This window comes from uncultured Streptococcus sp., assembly GCF_963511325.1.
In the GTDB taxonomy this organism is placed as follows: Bacteria; Bacillota; Bacilli; order Lactobacillales; family Streptococcaceae; genus Streptococcus.
Genome location: NZ_CAUPII010000003.1, coordinates 84,182 through 97,068, shown reverse-complemented (window position 1 = coordinate 97,068; position 12,887 = coordinate 84,182). Strand labels below are relative to the sequence as shown.

General features: G+C 32.7%; 10 protein-coding genes and 2 pseudogenes. 9 read left to right on the top strand and 3 right to left on the bottom strand.

Annotated features, from left to right (window positions below; genetic code table 11):
• The first annotated feature begins 42 nt into the window (after positions 1–42).
• Positions 43–1,476 (top strand): ATP-binding protein, encoded by a 1,434-nt coding sequence (locus tag RQ973_RS01850; RefSeq protein WP_311522564.1) that lies wholly within the window; start codon positions 43–45, stop codon positions 1,474–1,476.
• 513 nt (positions 1,477–1,989) lie between these two features.
• Here the strand turns inward: RQ973_RS01850 and xerC are convergent.
• Positions 1,990–2,691 (bottom strand): annotated as a pseudogene (xerC, locus tag RQ973_RS01845) (tyrosine recombinase XerC); the annotation flags it as partial.
• Between xerC and RQ973_RS09465 the strand changes: the two are divergent.
• The 3 genes and pseudogenes from RQ973_RS09465 to RQ973_RS01835 all read left to right on the top strand — a co-directional run.
• A pseudogene (locus tag RQ973_RS09465) lies at positions 2,684–2,785 on the top strand (YlcI/YnfO family protein); the annotation flags it as partial. The pseudogenes xerC and RQ973_RS09465 sit on opposite strands and share 8 nt — an antisense overlap.
• Before the next feature lie 111 nt (positions 2,786–2,896).
• Positions 2,897–4,114 (top strand): protein kinase family protein, encoded by a 1,218-nt coding sequence (locus tag RQ973_RS01840; protein ID WP_311522563.1) that lies wholly within the window; start codon positions 2,897–2,899, stop codon positions 4,112–4,114.
• 18 nt (positions 4,115–4,132) lie between these two features.
• Positions 4,133–5,236, top strand: coding sequence for a DUF3800 domain-containing protein (locus tag RQ973_RS01835; protein WP_311522562.1), 1,104 nt, complete (start codon positions 4,133–4,135; stop codon positions 5,234–5,236).
• A 656-nt stretch (positions 5,237–5,892) separates the two neighbouring features.
• Here the strand turns inward: RQ973_RS01835 and RQ973_RS01830 are convergent.
• Positions 5,893–6,771, bottom strand: coding sequence for a LysR family transcriptional regulator (locus RQ973_RS01830; RefSeq protein WP_311522561.1), 879 nt, complete (start codon positions 6,769–6,771; stop codon positions 5,893–5,895).
• 127 nt (positions 6,772–6,898) lie between these two features.
• Positions 6,899–7,249 (bottom strand): helix-turn-helix transcriptional regulator, encoded by a 351-nt coding sequence (locus tag RQ973_RS01825; RefSeq protein ID WP_311522560.1) that lies wholly within the window; start codon positions 7,247–7,249, stop codon positions 6,899–6,901.
• Between the two features lie 357 nt (positions 7,250–7,606).
• Between RQ973_RS01825 and RQ973_RS01820 the strand changes: the two genes are divergently transcribed.
• The 5 genes from RQ973_RS01820 to RQ973_RS01800 all read left to right on the top strand — a co-directional run bounded on the left by RQ973_RS01820 (position 7,607) and on the right by RQ973_RS01800 (position 12,886).
• Complete coding sequence (locus RQ973_RS01820; RefSeq protein WP_075231519.1) at positions 7,607–9,232, top strand: malolactic enzyme; 1,626 nt, start codon at positions 7,607–7,609, stop codon at positions 9,230–9,232.
• A gap of 77 nt (positions 9,233–9,309) precedes the next feature.
• Positions 9,310–10,257 (top strand): AEC family transporter, encoded by a 948-nt coding sequence (locus RQ973_RS01815; RefSeq protein ID WP_311522559.1) that lies wholly within the window; start codon positions 9,310–9,312, stop codon positions 10,255–10,257.
• A 655-nt stretch (positions 10,258–10,912) separates the two neighbouring features.
• Complete coding sequence (locus RQ973_RS01810) at positions 10,913–11,116, top strand: hypothetical protein (protein WP_003010127.1); 204 nt, start codon at positions 10,913–10,915, stop codon at positions 11,114–11,116.
• Entirely contained in the window at positions 11,109–12,095 is a 987-nt protein-coding gene (locus tag RQ973_RS01805; RefSeq protein ID WP_248034124.1) for an ATP-binding cassette domain-containing protein, read from the top strand. The genes RQ973_RS01810 and RQ973_RS01805 overlap by 8 nt, the downstream gene beginning before the upstream one ends.
• The gene (locus tag RQ973_RS01800) at positions 12,092–12,886 is read left to right on the top strand and encodes an ABC-2 family transporter protein (protein WP_003013825.1); all 795 of its coding nucleotides are present in this window, start codon (positions 12,092–12,094) and stop codon (positions 12,884–12,886) included. Before RQ973_RS01805 ends, RQ973_RS01800 begins: the two co-directional genes overlap by 4 nt.
• The last annotated feature ends 1 nt before the right edge of the window (position 12,887 follow it).

The window sequence follows — 12,887 nt, the reverse complement described above, 5'->3', positions numbered from 1 at the left end:
AGAATAATCATCATTATTTAACCAAAAATTAGGAGAAAATAAATGAAATATGATTTTAATTACTGGCAATTTTCGCCAGAAAATCAATATTTGGATAGGAAATCAGCTAGGAAAAAACCATCGGAATTGTTAAAACATCTGATTGCCTTTGCTAATGCTGATGGAGGTCAGTTGATTATCGGGATTGAAGATGAAAAGCAGGATAATATTATCACTGGTTTTAAGGATGGGAAAGCCTATCCAATTGATGATTTCAAAAAGATAGACCGAGAGATGCGGGATACACCGTTGGACTTATCTTTTGAGGAAATACCTGTGGTTAATTATAAGGGAGAAGACGACCTGATTTTGGTTATCTCAGTTGAATTATCATCGAACCGAGTGATTGCTGCTCCAAATGATGAAGTTTATCTACGACAGGGAGATGAATCAGTCAAGTTGAGTTATGAGCAACGTATACAACTTAGTTATGATAAGGGACAGCGTTTCTTTGAAGATGAAATCATTGAAGATGCCACATTAGATGATATTGATGAACTATTGGTTCAGGATTTTAAGGACCATTTTGATATTTCAGAACGTTCAACTGAGGAGATATTAAAGGCAAGACGGTTTCTTATCAATGGTAAATTAACAAAGGCAGCTATTCTTATCTTTGGTAAGTATCCTTCAGCATTTTTCCCTCAAGCACGTGTTCGTTTTCAACGATTTGATGGGGTAGATGTAGGTACAGGAAGTGAATTTAATGTTATTAAGGAAGTAACATTTGATGATGCATTGCCTAAATTAATTGTTAAAGTTAGAGATTTTGTTCGAACCCAGCTACGAGAGTTTCAGTATTTAGATAGTGATGGTAGATTTCAGATACTTCCAGAATATCCTGAATTTGCTTGGTTTGAAGGAATTGTAAATGCAGTAACCCACAGGAATTATTCAGTATACGGAGATCATATCAGGGTATTGATGTTTGATAATCGTCTAGAGATTCATAGCCCAGGAAAACTACCGAATATTGTAACTGTTGAGAATATAAGACATGAACGTTTTTCTAGAAATCCGCGTATAGCTCGTACCTTAACTGAATTTGGATGGGTCCGAGAAATGAATGAGGGAGTAAAACGAATCTATTCTGAAATGGAATCTGCTTTTCTCCATGAACCGTGTTACTCTGAACCAGGTAACAAAGTAGTTTTAACATTAGAAAACAGTATTACAAGTAGAACATTGAGAACACGTGATTCTTTGGAAAGTAAACTTAGAGATTATAGTGATTTAAGTGTTGATGAAAAACTATTGATACAGTATATGTACAATACAGCAGAACCTATGACAACTAAAAAAGTAGCAGAATTCTTAGGTAGGAGTGTTTCTTACTCGTCGAAATTATTGAAAACGTTGAGAGCAAAAGGCATTTTAACATGGTATGGGACAAGTACGAAAGATCGCAGTCAATACTATAAATTAGAAATGAAATAAAAACGAAGAAAAACGAAGAAAAACGAAGAAAACATAGTTACTAATTAGTGAATTTATAAAGTAATCTTACTTTTAAATTCATGAAGTTCATTCGCTTTATAATTTTGCAATTCAATTGTTTGTATGGGAATGTGATTTTTATTATACATCATTTCACAACAAGTAACGAAACGAAGAAAAACGAAGAAAAATAAATCGTTGTTTCTCAACTACATAAGCTCCGAAAACTAAAAAAGTGATAACCCTTTGATAACCTCTTGATTTTTAAAAGGGTTATATATGTAAAGATTGAAGATTTATCTCTTGAAATTACTTGATTTTAGTGATAATTTACCATAAATATCATGATGTAGAAAAAACCAGGTCTTAAGAAAGCTCGTAAAGCATCACAATTCTCAAAACGTTAATCAATACGATTATATCAACGTTTCAAAGCACTCAAAAGTTCACCTTATGGGTGCTTTTTTCGTGTTTTTTTGAAAAGTTCACCTCAAAGTTTACCTTATTTTCACCTTATTGTTTTAGAGACTTTAAAGCAAATTCACCTACTGTCATAGGAACTACATTAGAAGTATTGACATAAATCTGAGTTGTTCCTGTGTCACTGTGTGTTAGAGCCTCAGAGATAGCTTCTAAGCTCATTCCTGCTTGTTTAGCAAGCTTGGCTCCTGTATGTCGCAGTTTATGAGGTGTAGCATATGCCAGCTCTTTATGTCGCTTTCTGATGCTTTTCATTTTATTGTTTAGATAGTCAGCATGTAAAGGCTTGTTGATGTTTCCTCTAGTGTCTATATAAGTAAAGACAAACTGTTCTGGATTACTGATGATACCAAACTTTGCTAGTTCATATTTTTGTTGTTCTTTCCAAGAGGTAAGAAGTTGAAGTAAGTCATTAGAAATAGAGAAAATAGTTTTCTTATTTCCTTTGGTTGATTTCAGATTCCCGAATTTGTCTAATGTTTGTTCAATGAGAATTTCATTTTTTTTATAATTGATATGTTTCCATTGGAGAGCATAGGTTTCTGATTTTCTATATGATAAAAAGAATGTCGTATAGAACAAAGCATAATCTTTTAATTCCATTCGATCATTTTTTAGATCTTCATCAAATGCTTGTAGCCATTGTTTAAGTTACTCCTCATTTAATGCTAATTCTTCAAACTTTTTACTTTCTTTGAGAGCTAGTTTTTTATTAGCTTTAATTCTACTGATTGAAGAAATTGAGAAAGCAATACAAGACAAGGGTGTAACTTTTTCAAGCTTTGTCATTCAAGCATGCGAGTATGCGCTGAGAGATATGGATAAGTAGAATATAAAAAAGAAAAATATTATAATAGGTTTATGACAAAGAACTATCACCTTATGTAAGCAATATTAAGGTGCTTGGTTTTAGTAACATGTAGTAAGGAAATGGTGTATCATGAGCATAATTGATGGAAATATGACTGCAGAGTTATCTAATAAAATAAAATCAATAGAAGTTGATTTTATTGAGACATTTTCAAATGGATTTCAATCAGACAATCAGTATCTATATCAAGAAGATTTTGGAGAACGTCTTTCTTTGCTATTATCAAGTATTCATTACCATGTAAATCTACTTTTGCGTGAAATGAACTCTAGAATGAAGCAGGAAAATTTTTACTATTTGGCGGATTCAAGTAGGAAATTGCTGGCTTGTATCAACATTGTGGATAGGTTATCAAAGATTTCGGAATTAAAGAATATTGGTTTTACAGTTGATAAAGAATATGGTGAAATATTTCAAAAATGTAATCAATTCCTTATGGAGTATAATGGAAGTTCTATTCCTACAGATATGGAGCAAAATGAAATTAAATACGAACTACCTATATTTTTTATTGGAGATACTATTAATAAAAAAAGTGGTGGAGTTGAATCTGGTTTTAAATTGTTTCCTATTGGTGAAGGGTCGTATGCTCAGGTTTTTAAATACTTTGATGATTTCTATGATAAATATTTTGTTGTGAAAAGAGCTAGGACTGATTTAGATGCTAAAGAGTTGGAGAGATTTTATAAAGAGTATGAAGTTATGAAATCCATAAATTCTCCTTATGTATTAGAAGTTTATCGTTTAGATAAAAATAAAAATGAATACTTCATGGAGTTCGCAGATTTTTCATTATATGATTTTATTTTGAAGAATAATCAGAAGCTCAATTTTATGATACGTAGAAAGCTCTGTTTACAAATAATTAGGGCTTTTGAAGTGTTTGACAGAATTGGGGTTTTGCATAGAGATATTAGTCCCAAAAATGTTTTACTCAAAAAATATCAAGATGAGGTTGTCGTAAAAATTGCTGACTTTGGATTAGTTAAAACAGTTGATAGCCAGCTGACATCATTAGAAACAGAAGTTCGTGGATATTTTAATGATGTATCTAGTTTAAGTACAGAAGGGTTTAAAAATTACAACAAGCAATACGAATATTACGCACTCTCGAAATTAATTTATTTTGTTTTAACTGGAAGATATAAAAATATGAATAAATTTGATTTTCCAAAACTAAAAGAATTTATGGAAAAAGGCTTGAATTCTAATCATAATTTGAGGTACAAAGCAATAGAGGAGCTGAGGGCTGCATTTTTAGAAATACAAGAAGAATGGAAATTTTAGAATTCTGAGGTAAGTGGAATGGATTATACAGGAATGATAGAGAATATTGCTAGTTTGCATAATATTCCAAATATGGATAAAGAGTATGTCTTATACTATGATGAAACCAATAATGCTAGAGTTTTTAAGTTGACAGAAGAAGGCTTTAATTTTGACGAACATGCATATTTTATTTTGGGTGGTCTAGCTTTTGAAAAAGGAAAAATCTTACAGCAAAGCATTACAGATGAACTGGTTGATAATTTAAAATTGCAGTCCAATATGAGAGAGATAAAATTTAAGCATATTCAGCAAAAGTCTAAAAATTTCATAGAATTACTTTCTAAACCGAAGTTTAAAATCTTTGTTGAGTGGTTGGAAAAAAATAACTGTTGGATACATTACACATATTTAGATAATTTTTATTTTAGTATAGTTGATATAATTGATACGTTGCCAGAATCGGCTATTGGAGGGTTATATTTTAGTAGAGACTTAAAAAATTCACTGTATTATTATATAAAAAAAGATAAAGATTGGTTTGTAAATTTCATGAAGTATTTTGAATACCCTAATGTTACCAATCAGGAGCAATTTATTAATGAATTGTTAAGTTGGATTGAGAGATTTAATCCAACTGTTGTGGATTTTAATATGGAATATATAAGGCAGTCACTTAAAGCTCATAAAAAAGAAGAATTAATATTGCCAACATCGAATAAAGCTGGTGTTATGATTGAAAATTACTATTCTGTGTATGCAAATTCCATAGTTAGTTACTACAATTCAGAGCACATATTTGATGAAGAATATACTATTCAAGAAAAACTAGAAGAATCTCCTGTAGAATTTTCTGGGAAAAAAGCGAATTACAAATTTGTAAAGTCTGATAATGATGTTTTTATTCAATTATCGGATGTTGTTGTAAGTATATTAAGAATGTGGATGGCAATGTTAGAAGGGAATTCGTTAGAAAAGTTGCAACAACTATATCTCACATTATCAAATGATAAAAAAAGTGTTATGAAATCTATTCAATATGTAATGAAAAATTCTATGTATGAGACTTACGGTTTTAAACATGGCATAGGTAGCGACAGATTTGAAAAAAAGATAAGTCATTTTCTAGAGTTTAAATTTTAACGATATAATTTTTTTGCAAGAATGCAAAAGGAACGCTTCAAAGACTGAAGTGTTCCTTTTGTATATTATCAGCATACAGAACTGAGCTATTACCCTATTTAAAAAATATTGATTCAAATTTTATGAAATGAATAAGTAGTTTTAGTTCTGAAAAGCCTTGATATTGCGCTGTTTTTAGTCCAACTGAAACTCATGCTTTCCAAGCCAGGTCTTAAGAAAGCTCGTAAAGCTAGCCAGTTCTCAAAACGTTAATTCGTTGCTGGACAGCAGAATACAAACGAAAACACTTTGCATATTGCAAGGTGTTTTTTTCTATGAGAACTGGCGGTGCGCAATTAGGATAGCTCTAGCGACTTTAGTCGCATAGAGATATGCTATGCACAGTTGCCCCAAGAAAACAAGCGAAGCGATGTTTGATTGGATGGCAACCACTGCACTCAAAACGTTCTTCGAAAGAATTACTGTACTTACAAAGAGCACCTTTCGGGGTGTTCTTTTTTATTAATATCTTGTAGATTTATACTTAGAAATCTCCTTAAAGGGTATCGGGTAAATGAAAAGATTCGGCGATCATATCCTATTTCTTCGTGCTTTAGTCTAATACCTATAATGTAAAAAACTCTAGCTATCAGATAGTTGATAGTTAGAGTTTTTTTCTATTCATATGATTTAATGAGATTAAATAAGGCTTCTACTTCTGATGACAGTGTAGCTGATTTGAGATAAGCGTAATAAACTGTAAATGTTATCTGGTCCTCCGGTATTAGAGGGATTTTTATTAAGTCATCATCTTCATCAGAAAGCGCGATATCAGCCAGTAAACTAAGGCCAATCCCTTTCTTTAAAAGTTCTTTAAGAATGACAATGTCGTCAGTCTTAAAGAATATTTCTGACTTGTTTTGATGCTTTTGATTAAGTAGTTCAAAAGCTTTCAGGTGAACAAAGTGTTCGTCTAAAAGTATAAAGGATTGATCTACTAATTCTTCAAAAGCGAGGGAAGGAGCAGTAGCAAGAGGATGGTTCTTAGATAAAACGACATACAGTTCTTTATGAAAGAGTTCATGTGTCTCTATTGAAGGATGATTGAGTGGTTCAACCAAGCCGAGTAGGCTTGCATCAAGGTCTCCTTTGAGGAGAAGATTCAATAACTCTACGGAGCCACCGCGGATAGGGCGTACTTTTTTTAAAAAATCGAATTTATCTTTTTCGTTTAAGGCAGCAAAGAGATACTGAATGATAATAGGAGGAAATCCTACAGTAGAGTATTGGGCCAAGGAACGATTGATTTCTTTGCGAGTAGAAATAACCTCAGGTAAGATCTTTTCTGTATGCTTTAGAAGGATTTGCCCTTGAGGAGTTAGTTTGAAGGAACGATGCGAGGGATCGTGGTGAATCAATTTGCAGTTAAAGGATTCCTCTAAGCGCTTGATGGCGTAAGAAATAGATGGTTGGCTGACTTTGTGTTGTTTTGCTACTTCCGTATAGGATTGAAGCTGGCAGAGGTCATAAAAATATTGTAGATCTTTTAAATTCATAGGGGCTCACTTTCATTATTTGGAGAAGGAAAATAAGTGGAAATCACCAGATAAATAATTTTTATCCGTATCCTACAATTTGACTATACGAGTATTCGCCGGTTAAAATGTAAGTGAGTCAGGGATATCAAAGGTTATCTAAGATACTTTCGAAAATGACCAACATCTTTTCTCGTTTATCAATAGGGAGTTGTTTAACCTTCATGTTGATTCTTTTGAGTGAAAGATTATCGGTCTTATCAGAGGTTGATTCAAGGCTATCAAAATTGAAAAATTCCTCTGGGGTCATCTTTAGGGCGACAATCACTTTTTCAAGACTGTGAATGGTCAGATTCACATTTTGGTTTTCAAGTTGATTGATATACTTAAGCCCGAGTCCTGCTTGTTCCGAAAGTTCTTCCTGGCTCATTTTTTTCTGTGTTCGAAAATATTTCACTTTTTGGGAAATATATTGTTGTAAATAGTTTTTATTCGTCATATAAATAGAATACAAGTTTTGCATGACAAAAAAACATCTTAAAAAATACAAAGTATTGTATAACAAACTTATATAATATTTATTTTAATTCGGATTGCCAATTTGTATGATTAGTTTCTTTTACTCGAAACTTTTAGTAAAGAGTGATCATCGAGAGTTTTATGAGTTCAGAACTTTATAAAATATAACAACTTAAAGTGCCATTAACAATAGTGTTTTAAGTATAAAGAGCTTATTAGAAAATGTCTTTGTAGACTCATTATAACATATGCGTACACAATAGTATTTTTTAAACAACAAAGTTTTCCAAACAATTCGTTTTAAGTGGTATAATAGAAGTAAAAAGGAGGTTGCACTATGACTGCACATGATATTTTAAACAACCCTTTCCTCAATAAAGGTACTGCCTTTACCTTAGAGGAGCGAAAGGAACTAGGTCTTATTGGTTTACTGCCACCGTATGTTCAAACGATTGAAGAGCAAGCGGCGCAAACTTATGCACAAATGCAAACAAAAGCCAATGATTTGGAAAAACGTCTTTTCCTAATGGAAATTTTTAATACCAACCGGACTCTTTTCTATTACCTCTTTTCTCAACATTTGGAGGAATTCAATCCAATTGTATACGATCCAACCATTGCAGATACCATTGAAGGCTATAGTGACCTCTTTGTAGATCCCCAATATGCGGGGTATCTTGATATCAATCATCCTGAAAATATTGAAGCCACTTTGAAAAATGCTGCTGGGGATCGCGAGATTCGTCTCATTGTTGTAACAGATGCAGAAGGAATTCTTGGAATCGGTGACTGGGGAACAAATGGTGTCGATATTTCTGTTGGGAAATTGATGGTCTACACGGGTGCTGCTGGAATCGATCCTTCTATGGTTCTTCCTTTAGTTATTGATGCAGGGACTAACCGTGAAGAACTTCGTAACAATCCTAATTACTTAGGAAATCGTCACGAACGGGTTCGCGGAGATCGTTACTACGACTTCATTGACCAATTTGTTCAAACAGCAGAACGTCTCTTTCCTAAACTCTACCTTCACTGGGAAGACTTCGGCCGCTCGAATGCTGCCAATATTCTTGAAAAATACCGGAAACAAATTCCAACTTTTAATGATGATATTCAAGGTACAGGAATCGTTACCTTAGGTGGTATCTTTGGTTCGCTGGATATTAGTGGTGAAAAATTAACAGATCAAGTTTATCTCTGCTATGGTGGTGGTACTGCGGGTGCAGGAATTGCCGCTCGTGTTCTTCGTGAAATGGTAAGTGAAGGTCTTTCTGAAGAAGAAGCCTATAAACGTTTCTTTATGGTTGATAAACAAGGTCTTCTCTTTGATGACATGGATGACCTAACTCCTGAACAAAAACCGTTTGCTAAGAAACGTGCTGACTTTAGTAACGCAGACAAGTTGACTGATCTGCTTGAAGTAGTGAAGACTGTGAAGCCAACCATTCTTGTAGGAACTTCGACTCAGCCTAATACCTTCACTAAAGAAATAGTAGAAGCTATGTGTGAAAATACAGAGCGTCCGATGATCTTCCCTTTGTCAAATCCAACCAAACTAGCAGAAGCTAGTGCCAAAGATTTGATTGAATGGTCAGATGGCAAGGCTTTTGTCGCAACAGGAATTCCTGCTGATACGGTTTCTTATAAAGGTGTCGACTATGTGATTGGTCAAGCCAATAATGCCTTGATTTACCCAGGTCTTGGTCTAGGTATGCTGGCTTCTGAAGCAAGTCTTTTGACTGATGAAATGATTGGAGCAGCAGCTCATTCATTGAGTGGTATTGTCAATCCAGGCCAACCAGGAGCTCCTGTCTTGCCTCCATTCAAGTATGTAGCCGATGTTTCCATTAAAGTAGCAGAAGCGGTTGCTAAAAAAGCACAAGAGCAAGGTCTTGCACGCGCTAAGGAAACAGATATGGCCAAAGCAGTTCGTGATTTGAAGTGGTATCCAGAGTATAAATAATTCATTTCTGCTGTCTATACTTCTATAGCGACAGATTTGTATGGGCTGTGGACTTAAGTAATTTAGAAAGGATGCCTATGTCACTCTTTTTAACCTCGATTACGAGTATCATTCCGATTATCGCTATTATTGTTTTGGGGTATATTCTTCAGGTGAAGGGATGGTTTGGAGATGCCTTTGGACCTAACCTATCTCGTTTGATCATGAATGTAGCCTTGCCAGCGTCAATCTTTGTGTCGGTGATGAAATACCTAACACTAGATAAACTAATCAGTCTTTCTGGAGGTCTTCTTTATACTTTTGTAGCATTTAAATTGGGCTATATCGTAGCTTATATTGCAGTTGTGGTTTTCAAGGTTCGTCCAGGACGGCGAGGAACCATGATTAATACCTTTGTGAATGCCAATACTATTTTTATTGGTTTACCTTTAAACGTTGCTCTTTTTGGGGATCAGGCTCTTCCTTATTTCTTAATTTACTATATCACCAACACGATTTCCACCTGGACATTGGGCGTGTATTTGATGACGAGTGACAGTAAATCGGGTCAAAGCAAGGAGACAAGTAAATTTGACTGGAAGAAATTGCTACCAGCTCCGCTTGTAGGTTTTCTTGTGGCTCTGCTATTTTTGATTCTTCGAATCTCTATTCCAGATTTCGCAACGAATACCTTAACCTATGTTGGAAATATCGTTACTCCCCTATCTCTGATTTATATTGGTATCGTTCTTGCAAAGGCAGGCTTGAATACTATTACTTTTGATAAAGATACGATTGTCACTTTAGTTGGACGCTTTATCCTAGCTCCTCTGATTATGCTTCTTGTATTGAAGTTCTTTGCACCAAATATGGCGACAGTAGAATTTAAGACCTTTATGATTCAGTCCGCTACACCAGCTTTAGCTGTTCTTCCGATCCTTGCTAATCAGGGAAAAGGAGATGTGGAATTCTCTACGAATGTGGTGACTCTAAGTACGGTTCTATTTATCGTTGTTATTCCAATATTACAAACTTTATTAGGATAAGAAGGAAGAGGATAGGATTGAAAGTTTTACGTTAAGAAATTGCACTATTATAGATACATCTATTCCTATTTCTTGAAATAGAAATCGACAGAAACTCTTAGGACGTTTCCTATCAAGCGCTTTTGAGCTGTCCTAAAAGCCAGACTTTTCAAATTAGGATTGAAAAAAGCTTGTAAAGCATCACAATTATCAAAACGTTAATCAACACGCTTATATCAACGTTTACAGACATTTAAGAAATTTCTCTTGGATGTCTTTTTTTGTCTAGCTAAATTTTACAAATTGGGCAATTTAGGTTACTCAATAATATAAAAAAGATAAAAATTTAAAGTTCGAATTTTAATTTTAAAAAAAGTAATTATTATTGAATATCTGTTCAAACATTTTTTCTTTTCTAAGGTTAATATAAGTATATATACTTTAAAAAAGGAAGTCAAACATCTTGCTCATAGATTTTTGCATTTTTAAAAAATACATTTTGTCATATAATAATGTGGAAAATTGACGGATTCCTTAAATAATCATATAATATGAATATGTAAACCCTTACATACTATTCTACTTATACTTGATAAAATGCAAGTTCTTGAGGATCTATAAATATATAGACACTCTTCTATTTATAAAGTGAAATAAAGAATCACGGAGAAAGTTTATGGATATTAAAGAGACATTCAACCAGCTAGACAATACAAAATTTAATGATTTCAATAATCGCCTTGAAGGTTTTGAGAAACTTTTTAAAGACAAATATTATTTTACCCATCCCGAAGATTTTAGCTCAATCTTTAGCATTTTGGTAAAGTATGGAAAAAGTACAAGTAAATATATTTTATCGAAAGGAGAGATATATGAGTGAAATAGTTATTAATGCTCAGAATTTATCTAAAAATTTTTATAATTTTGATTCAAGACTCCCATTTATCAAGAGATTTTTGAAACGTAATCAAATAACGATTCGAGCTGTTCAAGATATTAGTTTTACGATTAAGAGAGGGAGTATAGTTGGCTTTATTGGGAGTAATGGAGCTGGTAAATCCACAACGATTAAAATGTTGACTGGGACTCTTTATCCTAGTTCCGGAAAATTAGAAGTGAATGGAGAAATTCCATTTAAAAGAAGTATAAATTTTAGAAAAAAAATTTCAATAGTAGTAGGAAATAAATTACAGTTATTTCAAGATGTTTCGGCTATGGATTATTTTCAAATGATTGGTACTTTATATGAGGTAGAACCGGCGATTTTACAAGAACGAATTCAGGAATTAAGCAATTTGTTGAATGTAAAAGATCAGCTTTACCAGCAGGTCCGGACCCTCTCTCTTGGACAAAAAATGAAAATGGAGTTTATCGCGGCATCTTTAACAAGTCCGGAAATATTATTTTTAGACGAGCCTACTATAGGGTTAGATATACAGTCTAAAAAAGATATCAGAACATTTTTAAAGAAAATGAATGAAGAATGTCATACTACTATTATTTTAACGAGTCATGATATGGATGATATTTCGTCTGTTTGTGACGAATTAATCGTCATTGACAAAGGAAAAATTATTTTGCAGGAGTCAATGGATGTTATTTTATCTAAATTTTCTGATTTTAAATATTTAAAGATAAAAATGACATTAGATTTGGTACCAGAGTTATGCTCTGTTAAAGGAGTAGTAGTCATTTCTCAAACAAAATCGGAATGTATACTAAAAATACCTAGAGATTTTGTCTTTGAGACATTAGAATCAATCAATAAGCTTGTAGATATAGAAGATTTTGAAATATCAAATCTTTCTTTAGAAGAAATTATTTTACAAAACTATTTTACAAAAAAGGAGCACAATTGAAAAAAGAAATGTCTATTATTCTGATATCATTTCGATCTATTTTGAACTATAAATCAAGTGTACTATTGTTAATGTTACAGGCAAGTATACAAATTATGATATCAGTATTTTTATGGACGTATATATATCAGAGTAACCAGATAAATATAGCAGGATATGATTTTACCTCAATGGTTCAATACTATTTGGGGACTATAATTTTTTCATATTTTGTTTTTTATCCAGTTGATTGGGAAATCAATGACGATGTTCATTCAGGAAATTTTTTTAGCATATTAATAAAACCTGTTACTTTTTATAAGTATTATTTTTGTAAAATGCTTGGAGATAGGCTTGCTCATTTATTATTTATCATCATTCCTGTCATTTTATTCTCCAGTGTTTATTACAAGAATGAGTTATTAACCATTGAAATTCTTATTTTAGGAAGTATTGCAATTATTCTATCTATGGTTCTATGGTTTTTAATATCATGTTGTGTAGGTATGCTTTCTTTTTGGTTAGAAAATATATTTTTTGTCCTTACTGTTAAAGAAATAGTAATTCAGTTTTTATCAGGAATATTATTGCCTTTAAGTTTTTTTTCAAATAATTTTCGTCTGTTTTTAGATGTATTACCTTTTAAATACTTAGTATATGAACCGCTTCAGATGTTTAGTAATGATACATATAAATTAATAGACTATTTGAGAATTATTTGTATTCAATTGATTTGGTGCATCATTTTTTATATTATATCAAGATTCATATTGAGAAAAGGAGTGGAGCACTTCTCAAATGTGGGAGGATAAA

Excerpts from the sequence above, each read along its gene's own strand:
- RQ973_RS01850 (WP_311522564.1), top strand. The coding sequence starts at position 43 with ATGAAATATGATTTTAATTACTGGCAATTTTCGCCAGAAAATCAATAT.
- RQ973_RS01840 (WP_311522563.1), top strand. The coding sequence starts at position 2,897 with ATGAGCATAATTGATGGAAATATGACTGCAGAGTTATCTAATAAAATA.
- RQ973_RS01835 (WP_311522562.1), top strand. The coding sequence starts at position 4,133 with ATGGATTATACAGGAATGATAGAGAATATTGCTAGTTTGCATAATATT.
- RQ973_RS01830 (WP_311522561.1), bottom strand. The coding sequence starts at position 6,771 with ATGAATTTAAAAGATCTACAATATTTTTATGACCTCTGCCAGCTTCAA.
- RQ973_RS01825 (WP_311522560.1), bottom strand. The coding sequence starts at position 7,249 with ATGACGAATAAAAACTATTTACAACAATATATTTCCCAAAAAGTGAAA.
- RQ973_RS01820 (WP_075231519.1), top strand. The coding sequence starts at position 7,607 with ATGACTGCACATGATATTTTAAACAACCCTTTCCTCAATAAAGGTACT.
- RQ973_RS01815 (WP_311522559.1), top strand. The coding sequence starts at position 9,310 with ATGTCACTCTTTTTAACCTCGATTACGAGTATCATTCCGATTATCGCT.
- RQ973_RS01810 (WP_003010127.1), top strand. The coding sequence starts at position 10,913 with ATGGATATTAAAGAGACATTCAACCAGCTAGACAATACAAAATTTAAT.
- RQ973_RS01805 (WP_248034124.1), top strand. The coding sequence starts at position 11,109 with ATGAGTGAAATAGTTATTAATGCTCAGAATTTATCTAAAAATTTTTAT.